General features: G+C 66.5%; 20 protein-coding genes and 1 tRNA gene. 8 read left to right on the forward strand and 13 right to left on the reverse strand.

Annotated features, from left to right (window positions below; genetic code table 11):
- Positions 1-22 precede the first annotated feature (22 nt).
- Positions 23-925 (reverse strand): cysteine synthase CysM, encoded by a 903-nt coding sequence (gene cysM, locus ACAM57_RS25015; protein ID WP_126023198.1) that lies wholly within the window; start codon positions 923-925, stop codon positions 23-25.
- A gap of 42 nt (positions 926-967) precedes the next feature.
- On the opposite strand from cysM, the gene ACAM57_RS25020 reads away from it, so the two are divergent.
- A tRNA-Leu gene (locus ACAM57_RS25020) sits at positions 968-1,052 on the forward strand.
- A 122-nt stretch (positions 1,053-1,174) separates the two neighbouring features.
- Here ACAM57_RS25020 and ACAM57_RS25025 read toward each other — a convergent pair.
- The gene (locus ACAM57_RS25025; protein WP_369659351.1) at positions 1,175-2,116 is read right to left on the reverse strand and encodes an NAD-dependent epimerase/dehydratase family protein; all 942 of its coding nucleotides are present in this window, start codon (positions 2,114-2,116) and stop codon (positions 1,175-1,177) included.
- A gap of 85 nt (positions 2,117-2,201) precedes the next feature.
- Between ACAM57_RS25025 and ACAM57_RS25030 the strand changes: the two genes are divergently transcribed.
- A complete protein-coding gene (locus tag ACAM57_RS25030; RefSeq protein WP_126023140.1) occupies positions 2,202-3,266 on the forward strand; it encodes a CDP-6-deoxy-delta-3,4-glucoseen reductase in 1,065 nt (354 codons plus the stop codon).
- Positions 3,267-3,300: 34 nt separating this feature from the next.
- Positions 3,301-4,281 carry a Bug family tripartite tricarboxylate transporter substrate binding protein gene (locus ACAM57_RS25035; RefSeq protein ID WP_369659352.1) on the forward strand — a complete coding sequence of 327 codons (981 nt, stop codon included), beginning with the start codon at positions 3,301-3,303 and terminating at the stop codon, positions 4,279-4,281.
- Here the strand turns inward: ACAM57_RS25035 and ACAM57_RS25040 are convergent.
- Entirely contained in the window at positions 4,253-5,011 is a 759-nt protein-coding gene (locus ACAM57_RS25040; protein WP_126023138.1) for a Crp/Fnr family transcriptional regulator, read from the reverse strand. The genes ACAM57_RS25035 and ACAM57_RS25040 overlap by 29 nt on opposite strands.
- Positions 5,012-5,155: 144 nt before the next feature.
- Between ACAM57_RS25040 and ACAM57_RS25045 the strand changes: the two genes are divergently transcribed.
- Positions 5,156-7,342 (forward strand): molybdopterin cofactor-binding domain-containing protein, encoded by a 2,187-nt coding sequence (locus tag ACAM57_RS25045; RefSeq protein ID WP_369659353.1) that lies wholly within the window; start codon positions 5,156-5,158, stop codon positions 7,340-7,342.
- An 11-nt stretch (positions 7,343-7,353) separates the two neighbouring features.
- Positions 7,354-7,812 (forward strand): (2Fe-2S)-binding protein, encoded by a 459-nt coding sequence (locus ACAM57_RS25050; protein WP_184635311.1) that lies wholly within the window; start codon positions 7,354-7,356, stop codon positions 7,810-7,812.
- 23 nt (positions 7,813-7,835) lie between these two features.
- Here the strand turns inward: ACAM57_RS25050 and ACAM57_RS25055 are convergent, their stop codons facing one another.
- From ACAM57_RS25055 to ACAM57_RS25090, 8 genes are all read right to left on the reverse strand, one after another.
- Positions 7,836-8,597: an ABC transporter ATP-binding protein gene (locus ACAM57_RS25055; protein WP_369662473.1), complete on the reverse strand. Its 762-nt coding sequence runs from the start codon at positions 8,595-8,597 to the stop codon at positions 7,836-7,838.
- Between the two features lie 16 nt (positions 8,598-8,613).
- The gene (locus ACAM57_RS25060) at positions 8,614-9,387 is read right to left on the reverse strand and encodes an ABC transporter ATP-binding protein (protein ID WP_126023135.1); all 774 of its coding nucleotides are present in this window, start codon (positions 9,385-9,387) and stop codon (positions 8,614-8,616) included.
- A gap of 20 nt (positions 9,388-9,407) precedes the next feature.
- The gene (locus tag ACAM57_RS25065; RefSeq protein ID WP_126023134.1) at positions 9,408-10,616 is read right to left on the reverse strand and encodes a branched-chain amino acid ABC transporter permease; all 1,209 of its coding nucleotides are present in this window, start codon (positions 10,614-10,616) and stop codon (positions 9,408-9,410) included.
- A 13-nt stretch (positions 10,617-10,629) separates the two neighbouring features.
- Entirely contained in the window at positions 10,630-11,559 is a 930-nt protein-coding gene (locus ACAM57_RS25070; protein WP_019654264.1) for a branched-chain amino acid ABC transporter permease, read from the reverse strand.
- Positions 11,560-11,810: 251 nt separating this feature from the next.
- Positions 11,811-13,103: a replication-associated recombination protein A gene (locus ACAM57_RS25075; RefSeq protein ID WP_369659354.1), complete on the reverse strand. Its 1,293-nt coding sequence runs from the start codon at positions 13,101-13,103 to the stop codon at positions 11,811-11,813.
- A 25-nt stretch (positions 13,104-13,128) separates the two neighbouring features.
- Positions 13,129-13,761, reverse strand: coding sequence for an outer membrane lipoprotein chaperone LolA (lolA, locus tag ACAM57_RS25080; protein ID WP_369659355.1), 633 nt, complete (start codon positions 13,759-13,761; stop codon positions 13,129-13,131).
- Positions 13,762-13,918: 157 nt separating this feature from the next.
- Positions 13,919-16,375, reverse strand: coding sequence for a DNA translocase FtsK (locus ACAM57_RS25085; RefSeq protein WP_369662474.1), 2,457 nt, complete (start codon positions 16,373-16,375; stop codon positions 13,919-13,921).
- A 100-nt stretch (positions 16,376-16,475) separates the two neighbouring features.
- Complete coding sequence (locus tag ACAM57_RS25090; RefSeq protein ID WP_126023131.1) at positions 16,476-17,150, reverse strand: Crp/Fnr family transcriptional regulator; 675 nt, start codon at positions 17,148-17,150, stop codon at positions 16,476-16,478.
- 183 nt (positions 17,151-17,333) lie between these two features.
- Here ACAM57_RS25090 and trxB point away from each other — a divergent pair, with 183 nt between their 5' ends.
- From trxB to rpmG, 3 genes are all read left to right on the forward strand, one after another.
- On the forward strand, positions 17,334-18,293 hold the full coding sequence (gene trxB / locus ACAM57_RS25095; RefSeq protein WP_369659356.1) for a thioredoxin-disulfide reductase: 960 nt from the start codon (positions 17,334-17,336) through the stop codon (positions 18,291-18,293).
- 171 nt (positions 18,294-18,464) lie between these two features.
- A complete protein-coding gene (gene rpmB, locus ACAM57_RS25100) occupies positions 18,465-18,698 on the forward strand; it encodes a 50S ribosomal protein L28 (RefSeq protein ID WP_019654270.1) in 234 nt (77 codons plus the stop codon).
- 11 nt (positions 18,699-18,709) lie between these two features.
- Positions 18,710-18,883 (forward strand): 50S ribosomal protein L33, encoded by a 174-nt coding sequence (rpmG, locus tag ACAM57_RS25105; RefSeq protein ID WP_007830291.1) that lies wholly within the window; start codon positions 18,710-18,712, stop codon positions 18,881-18,883.
- Positions 18,884-19,065: 182 nt separating this feature from the next.
- On the opposite strand, the gene ACAM57_RS25110 is transcribed toward rpmG, so the two are convergent.
- Positions 19,066-20,280 carry a fatty acid desaturase gene (locus ACAM57_RS25110; protein ID WP_126023129.1) on the reverse strand — a complete coding sequence of 405 codons (1,215 nt, stop codon included), beginning with the start codon at positions 20,278-20,280 and terminating at the stop codon, positions 19,066-19,068.
- A gap of 136 nt (positions 20,281-20,416) precedes the next feature.
- A complete protein-coding gene (locus tag ACAM57_RS25115) occupies positions 20,417-21,688 on the reverse strand; it encodes an RsmB/NOP family class I SAM-dependent RNA methyltransferase (protein ID WP_369659357.1) in 1,272 nt (423 codons plus the stop codon).
- Positions 21,689-21,693: the final 5 nt, after the last annotated feature.

The raw sequence follows: 21,693 nt of genomic DNA on the forward strand, positions 1-21,693 counted from the left end.
CAGACGCCGGTTCGGTCGCAGCCTAAGCCGGGAAGACGCCGGTGGAGAGGTATCGGTCGCCGCGGTCGCAGACCACGAAGACGATGGTGGCGTTCTCCACCGTCTTCGACACTTCGAGCGCGGCCCACAGCGCGCCCGCGGCAGAGATGCCGCCGAAGATGCCCTCCTCGCGCGCGAGGCGGCGGCACATCTCTTCGGCATCGCTCTGGCTCACGCTGATTTCCTCGTCGACACGGCTGGGATCGAAGATCTTCGGCAAGTACTCGGCGGGCCACTTGCGGATGCCCGGAATGCGCGAGCCTTCGGCCGGCTGCGCGCCGATGATGCGGATGGCAGGGTTCTTCTCTTTCAGGAAGCGCGAGACGCCGGTGATGGTGCCGGTGGTGCCCATCGCGCTCACGAAGTGCGTGACCTTTCCCTTGGTGTCGGCCCAGATCTCGGGGCCGGTGGTCTCGTAGTGGATGCGCGGGTTGTCGGGGTTGGCGAACTGGTCGAGCACGCGGCCCTTGCCCTGGGCCACCATCTGCTCGGCGAGGTCGCGGGCGTATTCCATGCCGCCGCTCTTGGGCGTGAGCACGAGCTCGGCGCCGAAGGCCTTCATGGTCTGCGCACGTTCGACCGAAAGGTCCTCCGGCATGATGAGCACCATGCGGTAGCCCTTGATGGCCGCGGCCATCGCGAGCGCGATACCGGTGTTGCCGGAGGTGGCTTCGATGAGCGTGTCGCCGGGCTTGATCTCGCCGCGCTCCTCGGCACGCCGGATCATCGAGAGGGCCGGCCGGTCTTTCACCGAACCAGCGGGGTTGTTGCCTTCGAGCTTGCCGAGAATCACGTTGCCGCGCCTGGCGTTTTCTGCTGCATTGATGCGTTGCAGCGCGACCAGAGGGGTCTTGCCGATGGCGTCTTCGATCGTCGGATAGTTCATGCCAGCCACTGTGCCATAATTTTGGGCTTCGTTCAGAACCCTGCCCGGGTGGTGAAATTGGTAGACGCAGGGGACTCAAAATCCCCCGCCGCAAGGCGTGCCGGTTCGATTCCGGCCCCGGGCACCAGCTTGGCTCTCCCCCAGGCTTCGCGCACTTCGTGTCGCTACGCCAACCCCCTTCCGGGGGCGACACCGGCGGCCCGGCGAAGCCGGTTCCACGGTGTCCCTGGAATTGGGCCCTCCCCTGCCCTAACTCGATTCGGTCTTTTCTTGCAGGCCGGTGTGCACCGTCGGGTGCGACAGGCGCACCCTCAGTTCACGCTTCAGCCTGGAGTTGTCCAGCCGTCGCGATTCACCCATGAAGCTCAGCAGCTGCAGCGGCAGTTGCCGTTCGGCTTCGCCTCGGGCCACTCGGGGCGGGCGGGGCATGCCGTAGATGTCGGCGGCGAGGTCGATGTAGTCGCCCATGCGCAGTTCGGTGTCGTCCGCGGCGTGCACCACGCGCTGCGGCTTGCCACGGTAGAGCGCGGCGATGCAGGCGCGGGCGAGGTCGTCGGCGTGGATGTGGCTGGTGTAGACGTCGTCCTCCTGCCGCAGCACGGGCGTGCCGCGCTGCAGGCGGGCGCGGGGGGTGCCGTTCTCGCGGTCGGGAGCATAGATGCCCGGGATGCGCAGGATGCTGGCGCGCACGCCGGCGCTGCGGCCGAGCCAGCGCACGGCGCGTTCGGCGTCGACGCGGCGGTGGGAACGTGGGGTGTCGGGCCGCACGGCGCGGGTTTCGTCGATGCGGGCGCCGCCGCAGTCGCCGTAGACGCCGCTGGTGGAGCCGTAGACGAAGGCCGAGGGCAAGGACCGCAGCCGCAGGGCCCGCGCCAGCATGGTGGTGCGCTGGTCGCGCCACCAGGCGGGGCCGCCGTCGCGCGCGGGGGGCGCCAGGTGCAGCACGCGGGTGGCGATGCCGGCGAGCCGGCGCAGGGTGGCCGGATCGTCCAGGTTGCCCACCAGGGGGCGTATTCCGGCGGTGCGCAGGACGCCCACGCGGTCGGCCGATGAAGTGAGCGCCACCAGCTGCATGCGCCCGCGCAGGTCGCGCGCCACGCGCTGGCCGACGTCGCCGCAACCGACGATCAGCAGGCGTTCTCGCCGGAACCGCGCTGGCAGCGCGCCGGAGGGGCTATTGATTGAAGGCAAAATCCTGTTCCCGTCTTCCCAATTCAGTTCCAGCTCCCCCGGCCGCCAACGGCCCGGAGGGAGCGTTACCCCTCGAAGAATACCGATGACAGCCACAGCGCCGCACGAAGCGGGCTTTTCCATCACCGTCGAGCCCAGCGGGCGCCATTTCACGGTCCAGGGCGACGAAACCATCCTGGCCGCGGGCATCCGCCAGGGAATCGGCCTGCCCTACGGCTGCAAGGACGGCGCCTGCGGCTCGTGCAAGTGCAAGAAGCTCTCGGGCGAAGTCACGCTGGGCCCGCACCAGAGCAAGGCGCTGAGCGCCGAGGAGCAGTTGGCCGGCTACGTGCTCACCTGCTGCGCCCATCCCACGAGCGACGTGGTGCTCGAATCGCGCCAGGTCACCGAGGCCGGCGCGCTGCCGATCCGCAAGATGCCGGTGCGGGTGATGGCCCTCACGCGCCAGTCGCACGACGTGATGCTGGTGCGCCTGCAGCTGCCGGCCGGCGAGCCGCTGCAGTTCTACGCGGGCCAGTACGTCGAATTCATCCTGCGCGACGGCGCGCGCCGCAGCTACTCGATGGCCAACGCGCCGCACACGCTGGCCCAGCCGGGCACGGGCATCGAGCTGCACCTGCGGCACCTGCCCGGCGGCAAGTTCACCGACCATGTGTTCGGCGCAATGAAGGAAAAGGAGATCCTGCGCATCGAAGGCCCCTTCGGCAGCTTCTTCCTGCGCGAGGACTCCGACAAGCCGATGATCCTGCTGGCCTCCGGCACGGGCTTCGCGCCCATCAAGGCGCTGCTGGAGCACATGCAGTTCAAGGGCATCGACCGCGCCGCCACGCTGTACTGGGGCGGCCGCCGGCCCGAAGACCTGTACATGGACGGCTGGCTGCGCGAGCAGATGGCGCAGATGCCGAACCTGCGCTACGTGCCGGTGGTCTCCAACGCCACACCCGAGGACAACTGGACCGGCCGCACCGGCTTCGTCCACAAGGCCGTGCTCGAAGACTTCGCCGACCTGTCGGGCCATCAGGTGTATGCCTGCGGCGCGCCCATCGTGGTCGACTCGGCCAAGCGCGACTACGTTGCGCTGGCGGGGCTGCCCGAAGAAGAGTTCTACGCCGACGCGTTCACCACCGAGGCGGACAAGGCGCTCCCCTGATTTTTCCGATCCACTGCGATACCTCAAGAACAAGATGAAGACGAGACACTTCCTTCTCACCCTCCTCGCAAGCGCCACCGCCCTCATGGGCACCGGCCAGGCCCTGGCGCAGCAACCGCAGCGCCCCATCCGCCTGATCGTTCCCTACGCGGCGGGCGGGCCGATCGACAACACGGCGCGCATCCTGGCCGAGCGCGTGAAGGACACGCTGGGCACGGTCATCATCGACAACAAGCCCGGCGCGGGCGGCAACATCGGCGCCGACGCGGTGGCGAAGGCGCCGGCCGACGGACTGACGATCGGCATCGCGGCCACCGCCACCAACGCGGTGAACCCGTGGCTCTACAGCAAGATGCCCTTCAACGCCGCGACCGACTTCGCGCCGGTCACGCAGATGGTCCGCGTGCCCAACGTGCTGGTGATGAACGCCGACACCGCCAAGCGCCTGAACATCAACAGCGTGGCCGACCTGATCCGCTACGCCAAGGCCAACCCCGCCAAGCTCAACTACGGCAGCGGCGGCAACGGCAGCGCAGGGCACCTCGCGGGCGAGCTGTTCAAGAAAGAGGCCGGTATCTTCGCGCTGCACATTCCGTACAACGGCGGCAACCCGGCGCAGCTGGCGCTGATCTCGGGCCAGGTCGACTTCAACTTCGACAACCTCGCCACCGCCGCGCCGAACATCCGCTCGGGCAAGCTCAAGGCGCTCGCGGTGACGACGCTGCAGCGCAGCAGTTCGCTGCCCGAGGTGCCGCCCGTGGCCGACACGCTCAAGGGCTTCTCCATCGACACATGGTGGGGCCTGGTCGCACCGGCCGGCACGCCGCACGACGTGGTCGTGAAGCTCAACCAGGCCTTCGTGGCGGCACTGAATGCGCCCGAAACGAAGACCCGCTTCGCCTCGCTGCTGGCCGAGCCGGTGGGCAGTTCGCCCGAGCAATTCGGCGCCTTCATGAAGAGCGAGCTCGCCAAGTACGAGAAGGTCGTCAAGGCCACCGGCGCGAAGGTGGACTGACGAGGTCCTCGGGCAAGGCCTCCTCGCGGCGCAACGCCACCGAGGAGGCATCGCCCGAATAGCTGCGCAGCCCCGCGAGGTCGAGCACCTCGACACCGCCATGCTCCACGCGCAGCAGGCCGTCGCGCTGCAGGGCGTGCAGCGCACGGTTGGCGCGCTGTCGCGACACCGCCGACAGCAGGCCGATCTCGTCCTGGCTCAGCCGCACGAAGCGATCGGCACGCGGATACAGGATCGGATCGAACAGGCTCGCAAGGCAGCGCGCCACGCGCGCGTCCGGGCCCAGCAGGCGGTCGAACTCCATGAGCCCGATGAACAGGCTCAGCCGCGCATTGATGTGTAACAACAGAAACCGATTGAATTCGATGTTCGAGGCCAAGAGGCGCTCGAAGCTGTGCTTCGGGATGCAGGCGACGCGGGTGGGCCGCAGCGCCACGCCGTCGTAGCGCCAGGGGCCGGGTGTGAGCAGGGAACCCTCGCCGCTCCAGCCTCCGGCAGTGACGCCGGTGAAGGTGGAAACGCGGCCGTCAGGCAGCGACACGGACATCTTCAGCAGGCCGTCCATCACGCCGACCCAGTGATCGGCGGGCTCGCCGCGCCGCACGACGAAACCTCCGGCAGGAACGGTGCGCTCGTGGGATTCCTGCACGACCCGGTCGAGCTCCTCGCTCGTGAGGGCTCGCGCCCACAGGCTCTCGCGGAGCATGTTCTCCAGCGCGCTCGTCGACATCGTCGGGTCTCCTCCCAGGACACGGCCGGCCCGTCGCGCGAGCCGGTCCATCGCGGGCCGTAAGAAATGTCGTTCCGACGACATCCTCGGCGCGGCCATGATGCCACAGTCGCTCGCGTTCGCCACCACAACAAGGAGACAACGATGAAGCGATCGAACGAGAGGCCGCGCCCCTCGCGCCGGCCGGACGACGACGATTCGCCGGGCCTGCGACGGCGCGAGGTGCTGGGCTATGCGACGGCTGCGCCGCTGCTGTCGGCGACCGCCGGCCTGGGCAGCCTCACCGCATCCTCCCGGGCAGTCGCAGCGCTGCTGCCGATGACGCCGCCCGACACCACCGACCTGATCGACATCGGCGATGCGGTGACCGTGACTTCGCTGCCGACCATGCCCCTCGTGAAGGTGACGAACGCCGAGAACGGCCGCGTGCGGCTCGCGCTGCCGCGGCTGGAGGTGGGCCAGGGCATCGCCACGGCCACCGCGATGATGCTGGCCGACAAGCTGCGCCTGCCGCTGAGCGCGATCGAGGTGACCTCGGCAGACGCCAGCCCCGAGCTGATCTGGAACCAGCTCACCGGCGGTTCGTCGAGCGTGCGCTCGCTGCATGCCGGGATGCCGCTTCTGGGCGGCCTGGGCGGCGTGCTCTCGGGCTCCACGCCATCGGTGGTCGGGCAGCGCGTCACGCGGCTCGACGCGCTCGACATCGTCACCGGGCGCAAGAAGTTCACGCTCGACCAGGCCGTGCCCGGCGCCATGCCGACGATGGTGCGGCGCCCGCCGACCATCAACGGCAAGTTCGTGAGCATCAACAACATGAACACGGTGATGGCCATGCCGGGGGTGATCGGCGTGGTGCCGATTCCATCGACCAACGGCATCACGCCGACGCCGCCCGGCGTGGCCGTGATGGCCGAGACCTTCGGGCAGGCATGGGCCGCGGTGAATGCGCTCGACGTGACCTGGGCCGCCGGCCCGATCGACGGCGAGTCGAACGCCACCCTCATGCGCAAGCTGAAGTCGGCGCTGCTTCCGTTCGCGCTGCCGCCGCTGGGTGCGCTGACCGTGGAGGGCGAATTCGAGTTCGCGCCGGTCTCGCACTGCCCGATGGAAGTGGAATGCGCAATTGCCGACGTGCGCCCGGACCGGGCCGAAATCTGGGCCGGGCTGCAGAGCCCCATCGTCACCCAGCAGGCGGTGGCGGCCGAACTCGGCCTGCCATTGAACAAGGTGACCGTGCATGTGGTGCCTTCGGGCGGCTCCTTCGGACGGCGCCTCTTCTGGGACCCGGTGCTGCAGGCGATCCAGGTATCGAAGGCGCTCGGGCAGCCCTGCCGCCTGATGTACCACCGCACCGACGACATGCGCCACACGCGCATGCGCCCGCCGATGTTCCACAAGGCGCGCGCGACGATGCTGCTGGGCCAGGTGATCGCCTTCGAGCAGCGCATCGCCGGCGTGCGGCTCGACACGCGCCACGGCTTCGGCAACATGCTGGAGGCCGCGGCCATCGCGCTGCCCAACGCCTTTCCGCAGACGGTGGGCAACTTCGCGATCGAGCAGATCATGTTCAAGACCATGGTCTCCTCGCCCTACAACTTCGGCGTGACGACCAAGCTGCTGACGCCGGTGCCGATCGACATGAACACCTGCTCGTACCGCTCGGTGCACATCCAGCCCTCGCGGCTTGTGGAGGAGATCCTGGTCGACGAGATGGCCAGGGCGGCGGGCAAGGACCCGGTCGCCTTCCGGCTCGAATACCTGCGCCTGCCGCGCGCCCGCGCGGTGCTCAAGGCGGTGGCCGAGGCGGCGCAGTGGGGCAAGGCGATGCCCGCGGGCTTCGCGCAGGGCGTGGGCGTGCACCAGGAAACGAAGTCGTTCACGGCCTGCATCGTCGAGATCGACGCGCGGGTGCCTTCGGCTGCGAAGGTGGTGCGCGCGACGATCGCGATCGACGTGGGCACGCCCATCAACCCCTCGGGCATCGAGGCGCAGCTGCAGGGGGGCCTGTGCGAATCGATCGCGCTGGTGCTCAGCGCCGGGCTGCACATCCAGAACGGGCTGCCACTGGAAGGCAGCTATTCGCAGTACCACTTCTCGCGCATGAAGAACTACCCGAAGGACGTGAAGGTCATCATCATGCCGCCCAGCAACGAGGCCATCGGCGGCCTGGGCGAGGTCGGCCTGTCGGCGAGCTCGGGCGCCATCGCCAACGCCTACGCGCGTGCCACCGGCATCAAGCCGCGCAGCTTTCCGCTGAACTTCCCGGTCGACTTCACGCCGATCCCGCCGGGCAAGCTGCCCACGCCCGTCAACGTTCCGATCCCGACCTGAGGAGGCCTCCCATGCCAGTGCAATCTTTCAAGGTGAATGGCCAGAACGTCGACGTCGAGGCGCCCGACGACATGGCCCTGCTCTGGGTGCTTCGCGACAAGCTCGGCATCACCGGGCCGAAGTACGGCTGCGGCATCAACGTGTGCAAGGCTTGCACCTGCCACGTGGATGGCAAGGCGGTCACCACCTGCTCGACGCGGGTGTCCGACGTGCGCGGCCGCCAGGTGACGACCATCGAGGGGCTGGCCAACGGCAACACGCTGCATCCGGTGCAGCAGGCCTGGCTGAACCTCGACGTGCCGCAGTGCGGCTTCTGCCAGCCAGGGCAGATCATGGCCGCGGTGGACCTGCTGCGCCGCACGCGCAACCCGACGGACGCCGACATCGACGCCATCGAGAACGTGTGCCGCTGCGGCACCTACGGCCGCATCCGCGAGGCCATCAAGGCTGCGGCTGCGGCGATGGGATAGGCAGGAAAAAAAGAGAACGGACCTTATTCGCCGAGGTAGGCGGCCCGCACGCGCGGGTCGCTCAGCAGTTCCTTGGCATCGCCGCTCATGGTGATGAGCCCCGACTCCATCACGTAGCCACGGTCGGCCAGCTGCAGCGCGCGGTTGGCGTTCTGCTCGACCAGCAGGATGGTCACGCCCTGCGAGGCCACGGTCTGCACCACCTCGAAGATCTTGTCGCACATGATGGGCGACAGGCCCATGGTGGGCTCGTCCAGCAGCAGCACCTTGGGGCGCGCCATGAGCGCGCGGCCCATGGCCAGCATCTGCTGCTCGCCGCCCGACATGGTGCCGGCCAGCTGGTCCTTGCGCTCGCGCAGGCGCGGGAAGGTGACGAACACGCGCTCCATGTCGCTCGCGATGCCGGCCTTGTCCTTGCGGATGTAGGCGCCGATCTGCAGGTTCTCGGTGATGGTCATGCGCGTGAACACGCCGCGGCCTTCCGGCACCATCACAAGGCCTTCTTCCACCAGGTCCCATGCGCCGCGGCCCTTGATGCTGCGGCCCAGGAACTCGATGTGGCCGGCGCCCGAGGGCAGCGTGCCGGTGATGGCCTTCATGGTGGTGGTCTTGCCGGCGCCGTTGGAGCCGATCAGCGAGACCAGCTCGCCCTCGCGCACCTCGAAGTCCACGCCCTTGACGGCCTGGATGCCGCCGTAGCCGACCTTCAGGCCACTGACTTTCAGCAGGGTCTTGCCGGCGGTCCTGGCTTGCGCGGTGCCGGCGGCGGTGTCTTGTTCGCTCATCGTTGCTGTCGTCATCTCAGTGTCCTCCGGTACCGAGGTAGGCCTCGATCACCTTCTCGTTCTTCTGCACCTCCATCGGAGTGCCCTCGGCGATCTGCTTGCCGTAGTCCAGCACGGTCACGCGGTCGCACAGGCCCATGATGAGCTTGACGTCATGCTCGATGATCAGGATGGTGCGGTTGTCGCGGCGGATGCGGTCGATCAGCTCGCGCAGCGCCACCTTCTCGGTGGAGTTCATGCCGGCGGCCGGCTCGTCGAGCGCGATGAGCTGCGGGTCGGTGGCCAGCGCGCGTGCGATTTCGAGGCGGCGCTGGTCGCCGTACGACAGCGTGCGCGCCTTGTAGTCGGCGAACTTGCCGATGCCCACGTAGTCGAGCAGTTCGTGCGCGCGGTCCGCAATGGCCTTTTCCTCGGCCTTGAAGCCGCCGGTGCGGAACATCGCGCCCAGCACGCCCGAATGGGTGCGGATGTGGCGCCCGACCATCACGTTCTCCAGCGCCGTCATTTCGGCGAAGAGTCGGATGTTCTGGAAGGTGCGCGCGATGCCGGCCTTGGCCACTTCGTGCACGGCCGTCGGCTGGTAGGGCTTGCCCGCGAGCTCGAAGGTGCCGCTGTCGGGCGTGTACAGGCCGGTGATCACGTTGAAGAACGTGGTCTTGCCGGCACCGTTGGGGCCGATCAGTCCGTAGACCTGGCCGCGCTTGATGGTGATGCCCACGTCGGACAGGGCCTGCAGCCCGCCGAAGCGCTTGGAGATGCCCCGGACGTCGAGGATGGTGTCAGTCGTCATGTTGATTCTTCCTCGCGCGTTCAGGGATTGATCGACATGGGACGGGAAGCCGCGCCCGGCAGTTCGTCTGCGGGCGTGTCGACGCCCGGCGCGTGGGTCTGCAGCGAGCCGGGGGCGACCGCGGCGTGGGTCGGGTCGACGGGCACGCCGCCCTTCTTCGTCAGCGACTTGCCGTGCTCCGGCGAGGGCCACAGGCCGCGCGGGCGCACCAGCATGATGACGATCATGGCCAGCGCGATGAACAGCTGGCGCAGGATGGAAGCGTCGAGGCGGCCGTCGGTCAGCGACTGCAGCGGGCCGGCCACGTAGCGCAGCACTTCGGGCAGCGCGGCCAGCAGGATGGCGCCCAGGATCACGCCGGGCAGGTGGCCGATGCCGCCGAGCACGACCATGGCCACGATCATCACCGACTCCATCAGGCTGAAGGACTCGGGCGACACGAAGCCCTGGAAGGCAGCGAACATCGCGCCGGAGACGCCGCCGAAGCTCGCGCCCATGCCGAAGGCCAGCAGCTTCATGTTGCGGGTGTTGATGCCCATGGCCTTGGCGGCGATCTCGTCCTCGCGGATGGCCATCCAGGCGCGGCCGATGCGCGAGAGCTGCAGGCGGTGCGAGATGAGGATGGTGACCAGCACCAGCGCCAGGAACAGGTAGTAGTAGAGCGTGACCGAGGAGATGGTGAAGCCGTCGAACTTCAGCGCCTTGCCCAGGTCGAGCCCCCAGAACTTGATCGAGTCGATCGAGGTGATGCCCTTCGGACCGTTGGTGATGTTCACCGGCTGGTCGAGGTTGTTCAGGAACACGCGGATGATTTCGCCGAAGCCGAGCGTGACGATGGCGAGGTAGTCGCCGCGCAGCTTGAGCGTGGGCGCCCCCAGCAGCACGCCGAGCACCGCCGCCAGCACGAAGGCCAGCGGTATCACGATCAGCAGCGAGGTGTGCATGCCGTTCGGGAAGGTGATCTTGAACCACTCGAAGGTCTCGGACAGGTGCGACGACCCCATCAGCGCGAAGAGGTAGGCCCCCACCGCGAAGAAGGCCACGTAGCCCAGGTCGAGCAGGCCGGCATAGCCGACCACGATGTTCAGGCCCAGGGCCAGCAGCACGTAGAGCAGTGCGATGTCGGCGATGCGTACCCAGGCGTTGCCTTGCATCTGCAGCAGCAGCGGCAGCGCGAGCACGGCGATGGCGCCGATGACGTAGAGGGCGAGGTTCTTGCTGTTCTTCATGATGGCAAGCTCCTCAGGCGCGGTCGGCCACGCGTTCGCCCAGCAGGCCCGAAGGACGCAGCGTGAGCATGGCGATCAGCACGATGAACGCGAAGATGTCGCTGTAGTTGCTGCCCAGCACCCCGCCGGTCAGCGTTCCGATGTAGCCCGAGCCGATGGCCTCGATGAGGCCCAGCAGGATGCCGCCGACCACCGCGCCGGCCAGGTTGCCGATGCCGCCGAACACGGCCGCCGTGAAGGCCTTGAGGCCGGGCAGGAAGCCCATGGCGTGCTGCGCGATGCCGTAGTTGGAGGCGTACATCACGCCAGCGATCGCCGCGAGCACCGCGCCGATGATGAAGGTGGCCGAGATGACCATGTCGGGGCGGATGCCCATGAGCGCGGCGACGCGCGGGTTCTCGGCGGTGGCGCGCATCGCGCGGCCGAGCTTGGTGTAGTTGACCAGCCACATGAGTACCACGAGCGAGAACGCCGTGACGCTGAGGATCATGACCTGGGTGGGCGAGATGACCGCGCCGCCGAGGTGGATGGGATCGGAAGGCAGGAGCGTGGGATAAGCCTTGTTGGTCGGCTTCCAGATGATCATCGCCAGCGTCTGCAGCAGGATCGACATGCCGATGGCGGTGATGAGCGGCGCGAGCTTGGGGCTGTTGCGCAGCGGCCGGTAGGCCACTTTCTCGATCACGAAGTTCAGGGTTGCCGCGACGACGCAGGCAATGATCAGCGCGATGAAGAGGATCAGCCATCCCGGTGTGTTGGGCATGCCGTCCTTCATGAGTCCGATGATGGTCCAGCTCGTGAGCGCCCCCACCATCAGCACTTCACCGTGCGCAAAGTTGATCAGATTGATGATGCCGTACACCATTGTGTAGCCCAGGGCTATCAAGGCGTACATGCTGCCGAGAACCAGACCGTTGATGATCTGCTGCAGCAAAATGTCCATAACGCGATTTCCTATGTGTTGCACCGTTGGGGTGCCATTCACCCACCGGGTCACCGGTTTGGCGCCCCTGGCTTGACAAGCAAAAAACCAGCCAACATGTGTCGCCGGCGGATTTGTGGGCGGGATTGTAGTCACGCACCAGCGCCGATTCGGTGCGCGCGGACCGGGGTTTACCCGCTCACGTCATGCTGTATGCGCGTGGGGTCATGCACGCTTCGCGCACATGGTGCAACAGGGTATAGACGGCTGTATCAGCCCTTGGCTTCGTCGTTCCGGCGGCGAAGGTCGCGCAGCTTTTCCGCGATGCGGATTTCGAGTCCACGCTCCACCGGTTCGTAGAAGACCTGGCCTTCCAGGCCGTCGGGAAGGTAGCGCTCGCCGGCGGCGAAACCGCCCTCCTCGTCGTGCGCATAGCGGTAGCCCTTGCCGTAGTCGAGCTGCTTCATGAGCTTGGTCGGCGCATTGCGCAGGTGCATGGGCACCGGGCGCGTGGTGTCGGTCTTCACGAGGGCGCGTACCGCGTTGTAGGCCTTATAGACGGCGTTCGACTTGGGCGCGATCGCGAGGTAGACCACGCACTCGGCCAGCGCCAGTTCGCCTTCCGGGGTACCCAGCCGCTCGTACACCTCGGCGGCGTCGAGCGCCAGGCGCAGCGCGCGCGGATCGGCCAGGCCGATGTCTTCGCTGGCCATGCGCACCAGGCGGCGCGCCATGTAGCGCGGATCGGCGCCTCCGTCGAGCATGCGCACGAACCAGTAGAGCGCGGCATCGGGGTCGCTGCCGCGCACCGACTTGTGCAGCGCACTGATGGTGTCGTAGAACTGTTCGCCGCCCTTGTCGTAACGGCGCATGCGTTCGCCGAGCACGCGAAGCAGCCATTCGTCGGTGATGTGGTCGAGCTTCTCGGCGCGCGCGGCGACCGCAAGGGTTTCGAGCGTGTTGAGCAGCCGGCGGGCATCGCCGTCGGCATAGGCCACGAGGCGGTCGACCGCGGCGTCGTCGATGGCGGGCACGGCCTGTATGGCCTGCGCGCGCGCAACAATCTGCTTGAGGTTGCCTTCGTCGAGCGACTGCAGCACGTAGACGGCCGCGCGCGACAGCAGCGCCGAATTGACCTCGAACGAGGGGTTCTCGGTGGTCGCGCCGATGAAGGTGAAGAGGCCCGACTCCACGTGCGGCAGGAAGGCGTCCTGCTGGCTCTTGTTGAAGCGGTGCACCTCGTCGACGAAGACGATGGTGCGCTGCTGCGTGAGCCCGTCGCGCGCGGCAGTAGCGCGCTCGACCGCCTCGCGGATGTCCTTCACGCCGCCGAGCACCGCGCTGATGCTCAGGAACTGAGCGTCGAAGGCATCGGCCATCAATCGCGCGATGGTGGTCTTGCCCGTGCCCGGCGGGCCCCACAGGATGCAGGAATGCGGCTGGCCCGACTCGAAGGCGATGCGCAGCGGCATGCCCGGGCCGAGCAGGTGCTGCTGGCCGATCACCTCGCCCAGGGTCTTGGGACGCAGGCGTTCGGCAAGGGGCTGGTGGGCTGAAGTGGCCAATCCGGTGGGCTTGCCTGTTTATGGATTACTGCTTGACGACGTCCGCGCCGGCCGGCGGCTTGAAGTCGAACACGCTGGCGGGCAGCGAGGGATTCACTTCGACCTTGCTGAACTTCAGCACCGAGCGCTGGCCGAAGCTGTCGAGGATCTCGAGCGCCGCCAGCGCATCGCCCTGGAAGCCGACCTGCACGCTCTGCAGCTGGCCGTCCTTGTTCTTCGGCGTGGCCTTGACCCACTGCAGGCCGTCGCGGTCGGGCGCGGACTCCAGCGTGAAGTCGGCCTGCAGCGCCTTCAGGTCGGGCGCCGCGGCGATCAGCGCCGCGGGCGTGGAGCCCAATGCCTGCGCCTGCGCGCGCTGCGTGACCTGGTTCAGGTCGGCGTCGTAGAGCCACAGCGTCTTGCCATCGGCCACGATGCTCTGCGCGAAGGGCTTCTGGTAGTCGAACTTGAACTTGCCGGGGCGCTGGAATTCGAAGGTGCCGGCCGAGGTCTTGGTACGGGCCGGCTGGCCTTCACGCGCGGGCGCGGTGACGGTCTGGGTGAAGTCGGCGCGGCCGGACTTCACCGTCTTCACGAAGGTTTCGAGGCTGTCGAGCCCGCCCGCCCAGGCATTGACGGAACTCAGCAGGCCGATCAGTAGCCAGTGACGCAATTTCAATTTGGATTCCTCTGAATGGCTGTGGCACCAGGCTTTCGACCCTACCCGCCGCGAATTGCGGCAGATGTAGGCCTTGATGAAGATTTGCAATGCCGAAAGGCGCTTTTGCAAATTGCCTTTCAGCACGTAACCTGCGTGATCCGAGGCTTTGCGGCCGTCATTCGGCCGCGCGCGCGGGCACCAGGATCTCTCGCTGGCCGCTGCCGCTCATGGCGCTGACGAGGCCTGCCTTCTCCATGTCCTCGACGAGGCGGGCGGCGCGGTTGTAGCCGATCTTCAGGTGGCGCTGCACCAGCGAGATGCTGGCCTTGCGGTTCTTGAGCACCACTTCGACCGCCTGGTCGTACATCGGGTCCTTCTCGCCGTCGCCACCGCCGCCGAGCAGGTCGCCGTCACCGTCGCCGTCGACCGTGCCGCCTTCGAGCACGCCTTCGATGTAGTCGGGCTCGCCCTGGCTCTTGAGGTAGGCCACCACGCGGTGCACTTCGTCGTCGCTGACGAAGGCGCCGTGCACGCGGATCGGCAGACCGGTGCCGCTGGGCATGTAGAGCATGTCACCCATGCCCAGCAGCGCCTCGGCGCCCATCTGGTCGAGGATGGTGCGGCTGTCGATCTTGCTCGACACCTGGAAGGCGATGCGGGTCGGGATGTTGGCCTTGATCAGGCCGGTGATCACGTCCACGCTGGGGCGCTGGGTGGCGAGGATGAGGTGGATGCCGGCCGCGCGCGCCTTCTGCGCGAGACGGGCGATCAGCTCCTCGATCTTCTTGCCGACCACCATCATCAGGTCGGCCAGCTCGTCGATGACCACGACGATGTGCGGCTCGCGCTTGAGCGGCTCGGGATCGTCCGGCGTGAGGCTGAAGGGGTTGTAGATGAACTCCTCGCGTGCCTTGGCCTCATCGATCTTGGTGTTGTAGCCGGCCAGGTTGCGCACGCCCAGCTTGCTCATGAGCTTGTAGCGGCGCTCCATCTCGGCCACGCACCAGTTCAGGCCGTGCGCGGCCTGGCGCATGTCGGTGACCACAGGCGCCAGCAGGTGCGGGATGCCTTCGTAGACCGACATTTCGAGCATCTTCGGGTCGATCATGAGCAGGCGCACGTCGCGCGCCTCGGCCTTGTAGAGCAGCGACAGGATCATCGCGTTGATACCCACCGACTTGCCCGAGCCGGTGGTACCGGCCACCAGCACGTGCGGCATCTTCGCGAGGTCGGCCACCACGGGGTTGCCGATGATGTCCTTGCCGAGGCCCATGGTGAGCATCGACTTGCCTTCGTTGTAGACCTGCGAGCCCAGGATCTCGCTGAGCTTGATCGACTGGCGCTTGGCGTTCGGCAGTTCGAGCGCCATGTAGTTCTTGCCGGGGATGGTCTCGACCACGCGGATCGACACCAGCGAGAGCGAGCGCGCAAGGTCTTTCGCGAGGTTGACGATCTGCGAGCCCTTGACGCCGGTGGCGGGCTCGATCTCGTAGCGCGTGATGACGGGGCCCGGCGAGGCCAGCACCACGCGCACCTCGACGCCGAAGTCCTTGAGCTTCTTCTCAATCATGCGCGAGGTCATCTCGAGCGTGTCGGCGGAGACGGTTTCCTGGCGAGCCTGCGCGGGGTCGAGCAGGTCGACCTGCGGCAGCTTGCTGTCGGGCAGTTCGTTGAAAAGCGGCTTCTGGCGCTCCTTGACGACGCGGTCGCTGCGGGGCACTTCGGTCATCGCGGGCTCGATCTGCACAGGCGGCGATGGCGGGCGGCGCTTGGGGCGCGGCTCGATGAGGATTTCGTCATCGCCGCCGCCACTGCCACCACCGGCATGGGCGCCGGACGAAGGCGACAGCGAGGGCTCGGAACGGCCGGAGTCGGCGTCGCCGCGCGTGAAGCCGTGGTCGTCGGCCTCGGCGCGCTCGCGCGCGGCCTGCTTGCCCATGGCGATGTCGGCTGCGAGTTCGCGCTTTTCGCGGCGCGATTCGAAGAGCGAATAGAAGCGCGCGCCGATGCGCTCGGCGATCAGGCTCCAGGAGAAACGGAACACCAGCGCGGAGCCGATCACGCCGCCGGCGATGGCCACCAGCGCCGATCCGGTGAAGCCCATCCAGCGCACGCTGGCGGGACCGACCAGATATCCCAGCGCACCGCCGCCAGAGCCTGGCAAGTGCGCTTCGAGCCGGTACAGCCGCGACCACTCGAGCACGGTACTCGCGCAAAGCAGCAGGATCAGGCCGAGCCAGAAGGCAAGGCGGCTGCGGTTGAAGCGCCCGCGCGGGGTTGCCTGTTCGGCCGCCGAGGGTTCGCCGCCGCGCAGCCAGTTGGCCAGCGAAGACAGCCAGGCGCGCAGCCCGGCGAAAAGGCACCACCAGACGGAATAACCGGCGGCGTAGTAGCTGCCATCGGCCAGCCAGGCACCGATGCGGCCGCCCCAGTTCTTGATTTCGCCCCCCGTGCCCGAGGTAGACCAGGCGGCATCGGAGGGCGTGAAGCTCAGCATCGAGAGCAGCCAGAACAGCAGCGCTGCGAATCCTGCGATCAGCGTGATCTCGTGGGCGAAGCGCATGGCGCGCACGCGCACGGGTTGCCCCTCGGCGGCAGAAGAAGATTGAAGCGTATTCAGCGAATAGGTCATGAAAAACACGGCGCCCGGTCCCTGTGAAACGGGGCCGGATGCACGAACACTACAACAAAAGGCCGGGGCCGCCGTTACCAGCGGCCCCGGCCCTGGAGGCTCAGGCCAGAGACAGGAGCCGTTCCTTGACGATCATCGATCCGTCGTCCTGCGTCTGGACGAAACCGCGCTCTTCGAGATCCTTCATCACGCGGCTCACCATTTCGCGCGAGGCGCCGACCATCTTGGCCAGGTCCTGGCGGGAGATCTTGTCGCGCACCTTGAGATTTCCGGCGCCGTCCTCGATGGCGAATTCGAGCAGCGAGCGGGCCACGCGCCCGTAGACGTCCATCAGCGCCAGCGATTCGATCTTGCGGTCGGCATGGCGCAGGCGCTGCACGAGGCCGCGCATGATGTTGTACGCCATGGAGGAGTTCTCGGGCAGGCAGCGCGCAAAGGCGTCGCGGCCCAGCATGAGCACGTCGCACTGGATTTCGGTGCGCACGGTGGCCGAATGCGGCTCGTCGTCGATCAGGCTCATCTCGCCAAGATAGTCGCCGGGGTGCAGCGTGGCGAGGATGACCTCGCGCCCGCGGCTGTCGGCACTGGTGACGCGCGCACGTCCGGTCAGGATGATGTAGAGCGCATCGGACTTCTTGCCCTGCTCCACAACGACTTCCGCGCGCTTGAAGCGCTTCTTGATGATCGCGTCCGCGATGCTAGCGGACTGCGTGGCCGTCAACGACGCGAACAATGGAACGCGCCGAAGCAATTCGAGGTTGGACAGCATCGACATTTATCAATCCCTGAGACAGCGGGCGGAGCAATCCAGAAAGCAGCAAGCCGATGGATTACTACAATCGCGCGCATTGAAAACACCGTTTACCCGGTGTTGAACCGGGCAGTGATACTCCATATATATCGCTACCACCCTGAAAATGTACACGCTGAAGCAGCGTCCATCCTAGGTTTTCTACTCATGTCCGCTCCCAAACACGCCAAGGTTTTGATTCTGGGCTCCGGCCCTGCCGGCTATACCGCCGCCGTCTATGCGGCACGCGCAAATCTGCAGCCACTGCTCATCACCGGCATCGCCCAGGGCGGACAGCTGATGACCACCACCGAGGTCGACAACTGGCCGGCCGACGTCCACGGCGTGCAGGGCCCCGACCTGATGCAGCGCTTCCTGGAGCATGCGGAGCGCTTCAAGACGCAGATCGTTTTCGACCACATCAACAAGGTCGACCTGAGCAAGCGCCCCTTCACCCTCACGGGCGACAGCGGCACCTACACCTGCGACGCGCTGATCATCGCCACCGGCGCTTCCGCGAAGTACCTGGGCCTCGACTCCGAACAGAAGTTCATGGGCCGCGGCGTTTCCGCGTGCGCGACGTGCGATGGTTTCTTCTACCGCGAACAGGAGGTCTGCGTGATCGGAGGTGGCAACACGGCCGTCGAGGAAGCGCTCTACCTCGCCAACATCGCGAACAAGGTCACCCTGGTGCACCGCCGCGACAAATTCCGCGCCGAGCCGATCCTGATCGACAAGGTCATGGAGAAGGTCGCCGAGGGCAAGATCGAGCTGAAGCTGCACAACGAGCTCGACCAGGTGCTGGGCGACGACACGGGCGTGACGGGCATCCGCATCAAGAACACGCAGACCGGCGCCACCGAGCAGATCGACCTCAAGGGCTGCTTCATCGCCATCGGGCACCACCCCAATACCGACATCTTCCAGGGCCAGTTGGAAATGAAGGACAACTACATCCTGACCCGCTCCGGCCTGCAGGGCTTCGCCACGATGACCAGCATTCCGGGCGTTTTCGCCGCCGGCGACGTGCAGGACAACGTCTACCGCCAGGCCATCACCAGCGCCGGCACCGGCTGCATGGCCGCGCTCGACGCACAGCGCTTCCTGGAACAGGACGGCACGCTGTAACCACCGAGCCTCCAAAAGGGCTATAATCCAAGGCTTTGCCGAAACAGGGCTCTTCCACGAGCCGCGGCAAAGTCGGGGTACCGCCACCCGTTTTCTGGCGAGGTCAAGCTGCAAAACACCTGCGATCGCCCTGATTGCACCGGTGCCAGCTGTTCAAGAAAGAGTGTCCTCATGGCACGCGTATGCGACGTAACGGGCAAGGGCCCGATGGTCGGAAACAACGTTTCCCACGCCAACAACAAAACCAAGCGCCGGTTCCTGCCGAACCTGCAATACCGCCGTTTCTGGGTCGAAAGTGAAAACCGCTGGGTTCGCCTGCGTGTTTCGAGCGCCGCGCTGCGCCTGATCGACAAGAACGGTATCGACTCCGTGCTCGCAGACCTGCGCGCACGCGGCCAAGCCTAAGGAGCTGAATCATGGCAACGAGCAAAGGCGGACGCGAAAAGATCAAGCTGGAATCCACCGCGGGTACCGGCCACTTCTACACGACCAGCAAGAACAAGAAGACGATGCCTGAAAAGATGTCGATCATGAAGTTCGACCCCAAGGCGCGCAAGCACGTCGAATACAAGGAAATCAAGCTGAAGTAATTCGGCCCGGTTTCTCCAAATAGAAAACCCGCTGCAAACACAGCGGGTTTTTTATTGCCCGTCTATTTCGTATTTCGCCTTGCCTTCTTTTTCATTGGGGATTTGGCATCCTCAAGAATTCGACGGACATGAAAAAGCCGGCCCTCAGGCCGGCTTTTGTTCGGGGAAAGCTCCAGTTCGCGTCAGGCGCGAGCAGCGCGCAGACGGGTCGAGAAGTCGCGCAGACCGGCGATGCCGCTGGCTTCCGCACGATGGCACCAGGCAGCCAGATCAGCCGCCAGCTGCTCGCGCGACTGCGAAGTGTTGAGCCACAGCTGACGCAGCTCTTCGCGCATCGTGACCATCTTGTCGAGCACCGGGTGGGCGGCGCGAGCCTGCGAGACATGGGTGCGAGCCGATGCAGGCACCTTGTCGTCGTCGCGATGCAGCCAGCGCTTGGCGGCCTTGAGCACCGACAGGTCGGCGCCCTTGTTCTTCAGGGCAGCCAGTTCCTGGCTGGTGGCGCGGCGCATTTCGCGCGCATAGCCGGCCATGACTTCGTAGCGGTTGGCGATGACGGCCTCGAGCGTCTTCTCGTTGGCCACGGGCTGGATGTCGCCCATGAGCATCTTCGGCGGCACCTTCTTGACCTTGGCCCAGCCCAGCTTCTGCAGAGCCTGGATGTAGATCCAGCCGATGTCGAACTCGTACTTCTTGACCGAGAACTTGGCCGAGGTGGGGTATGTGTGGTGGTTGTTGTGCAGCTCTTCGCCGCCGATGATCAGCCCCCAGGGCATGATGTTGCGGCTGGCGTCGGGCGCCTCGAAGTTGCGGTAGCCCCAGTAGTGGCCGATGCCGTTGATCACGCCGGCGGCGGTGATCGGGATCCAGAGCATCTGCACAGCCCACACCGCCATGCCGAGCGCGCCGAACAGCGCGAGGTTCAGGACCAGCATCAGGCCCACGCCCTGCCAGCTGTAGCGGGAATACAGGTTGCGTTCGATCCAGTCATCGGGCGTGCCGTGACCGTAGCGCTCCATCGTTTCCTTGTTCTTCGACTCGGCGCGATACAGCTCGGCGCCACGCCACAGCACCTCTTCGATACCCTTGACCTGCGGGCTGTGCGGGTCGTCCTGGGTTTCGCACTTGGCGTGGTGCTTGCGGTGGATCGCGACCCACTCCTTCGTCACCATGCCGGTGCCGATCCAGAGCCAGAAGCGGAAGAAATGCGACGGGATCGGGCCCAGATCCATGGCCCGGTGCGTTTGCGTGCGGTGCAGGAAGATCGTGACCGCGGCGATCGTGATGTGCGTGGTGGCGAGCGTGTAAAGCACGATCTGCCACCAGGTGAGATCCCAAAGGCCGTGTCCGAGCCATTCGATGGCCGCGTTGAGGACGGCGGAGTCAGGAAGCAACATTGAGTCAGGTACTCCATCATGGCCGCACGAAGGTGCAGCCTTCAGATAACCCACGATTTTAAGGTCCGAGGGCCTAGAACAAGCCCTTTAAACCTTCACGAAAAGCGCAGATTAACCCTAGTTTGGAGTCTGCCCTCTATTTGCGGTTCCAGGCCGCGGCGAAGAAACCGTCGGTCGAATGCAGGTGCGGCCAGAGCCGCAGATAGCGCCTGGCGCCCTCCCCGCCTGCGCACAGCGCCTCGAAACCCTCGACCTTGAGCCCCTGCAGCAATTCCGCCACATCCACGGGCGCGAAGTCGGGATTGGCGGCGCTGAAAGCCTCGGCGATGGCTTCGTTTTCCTCCGGCAGCACGCTGCAGGTGGCGTAAACGAGACGCCCGCCCGACTTCACCAGCCGCGCGGCGCTCTGCAGGATGGCAGCCTGCTTGACCGTCAACTCCTCTACCGACTTGGGCGACTGTCGCCATTTCAGGTCCGGATTGCGCCGCAGCGTTCCCAGCCCCGAACAGGGCGCGTCGACCAGCACGCGGTCGATCTTGCCCGCCAGCCGCTTGATCCGGTCGTCGCGCTCGTGGGCGATGGCGGCCGGATGCACGTTCGACAGCTTGCTGCGCGCCAGCCGCGGCTTGAGCGCGTCCAGCCGGTGCGCAGAGACGTCGAAGGCGTACAGCCGGCCGGTGTTGCGCATCGTCGCGCCGATGGCCAGCGTCTTGCCGCCGGCGCCGGCGCAGAAATCGACCACCATCTCGCCGCGCTTGGCGTCCAGCAGCAGGGCCAGCAGCTGGGAGCCCTCGTCCTGCACTTCGACGGCGCCCCGGGCAAAGGCGTCCAGCTTGGTCAGCGCCGGCTTGCCATCGATGCGCAGACCCCATGGCGAAAAAGGTGTCGCTTCCGATTTGATAGCAGCCAGCGCAAGCTCCGCCTTTACATCCGCGCGCTTGTCGGTCAACGCATTGACGCGCAGATCGAGCGGGGCGGGCTGCTGCAGGGCCTCGACCAGCGGCCAGAAGCCGTCGCCGAGCTGCGCCTTCAGCGGCGCCACCAGCCATTCGGGGAGGTTGTGGCGATGACGCTCCAGCAGGTCGTCGGGCCTGACGGCGTCGCAGTTGTCGAGCCAGCGCTTCTCGGTGTCGTTGAGCGCGCTCTTCAGGAAGTCGCGCGGGCCGTGGAAGCCCAGGATCGCCATCCGGCGCTCCTTCGAGCCGCTGCCCGAGGGCGAGAGGTGATCGAAAAGCAGCTTCTTGCGAAGCACGGTGTAGACGGTTTCGGCGAGCGTCGCGCGCTCGCGCGGGCCGAACTCGCGGTGGTCGCGGAAGAACCGGGACACGACCTGGTCGGCGGGGTGATCGAACTTCAGGACGAGGCCGACCAGATCGGCGGCGGCCTCCAACAGGGCTTTGGGATGCATCCCCC

The organism is Variovorax sp. V15 (assembly GCF_041154425.1).
Taxonomy (GTDB): Bacteria; Pseudomonadota; Gammaproteobacteria; order Burkholderiales; family Burkholderiaceae_C; genus Variovorax; species Variovorax guangxiensis.

Bases quoted from the DNA above. Each gene is read 5' to 3' on its own strand.
- cysM (WP_126023198.1), bottom strand. From the start codon at position 925: ATGAACTATCCGACGATCGAAGACGCCATCGGCAAGACCCCTCTGGTC.
- ACAM57_RS25030 (WP_126023140.1), top strand. From the start codon at position 2,202: ATGACAGCCACAGCGCCGCACGAAGCGGGCTTTTCCATCACCGTCGAG.
- ACAM57_RS25035 (WP_369659352.1), top strand. From the start codon at position 3,301: ATGAAGACGAGACACTTCCTTCTCACCCTCCTCGCAAGCGCCACCGCC.
- ACAM57_RS25040 (WP_126023138.1), bottom strand. From the start codon at position 5,011: ATGTCGACGAGCGCGCTGGAGAACATGCTCCGCGAGAGCCTGTGGGCG.
- ACAM57_RS25045 (WP_369659353.1), top strand. From the start codon at position 5,156: ATGAAGCGATCGAACGAGAGGCCGCGCCCCTCGCGCCGGCCGGACGAC.
- ACAM57_RS25050 (WP_184635311.1), top strand. From the start codon at position 7,354: ATGCCAGTGCAATCTTTCAAGGTGAATGGCCAGAACGTCGACGTCGAG.
- ACAM57_RS25055 (WP_369662473.1), bottom strand. From the start codon at position 8,597: ATGAGCGAACAAGACACCGCCGCCGGCACCGCGCAAGCCAGGACCGCC.
- ACAM57_RS25060 (WP_126023135.1), bottom strand. From the start codon at position 9,387: ATGACGACTGACACCATCCTCGACGTCCGGGGCATCTCCAAGCGCTTC.
- ACAM57_RS25065 (WP_126023134.1), bottom strand. From the start codon at position 10,616: ATGAAGAACAGCAAGAACCTCGCCCTCTACGTCATCGGCGCCATCGCC.
- ACAM57_RS25070 (WP_019654264.1), bottom strand. From the start codon at position 11,559: ATGGACATTTTGCTGCAGCAGATCATCAACGGTCTGGTTCTCGGCAGC.
- ACAM57_RS25085 (WP_369662474.1), bottom strand. From the start codon at position 16,375: ATGACCTATTCGCTGAATACGCTTCAATCTTCTTCTGCCGCCGAGGGG.
- ACAM57_RS25090 (WP_126023131.1), bottom strand. From the start codon at position 17,150: ATGTCGATGCTGTCCAACCTCGAATTGCTTCGGCGCGTTCCATTGTTC.
- trxB (WP_369659356.1), top strand. From the start codon at position 17,334: ATGTCCGCTCCCAAACACGCCAAGGTTTTGATTCTGGGCTCCGGCCCT.
- rpmB (WP_019654270.1), top strand. From the start codon at position 18,465: ATGGCACGCGTATGCGACGTAACGGGCAAGGGCCCGATGGTCGGAAAC.
- rpmG (WP_007830291.1), top strand. From the start codon at position 18,710: ATGGCAACGAGCAAAGGCGGACGCGAAAAGATCAAGCTGGAATCCACC.
- ACAM57_RS25110 (WP_126023129.1), bottom strand. From the start codon at position 20,280: ATGTTGCTTCCTGACTCCGCCGTCCTCAACGCGGCCATCGAATGGCTC.
- ACAM57_RS25115 (WP_369659357.1), bottom strand. From the start codon at position 21,688: ATGCATCCCAAAGCCCTGTTGGAGGCCGCCGCCGATCTGGTCGGCCTC.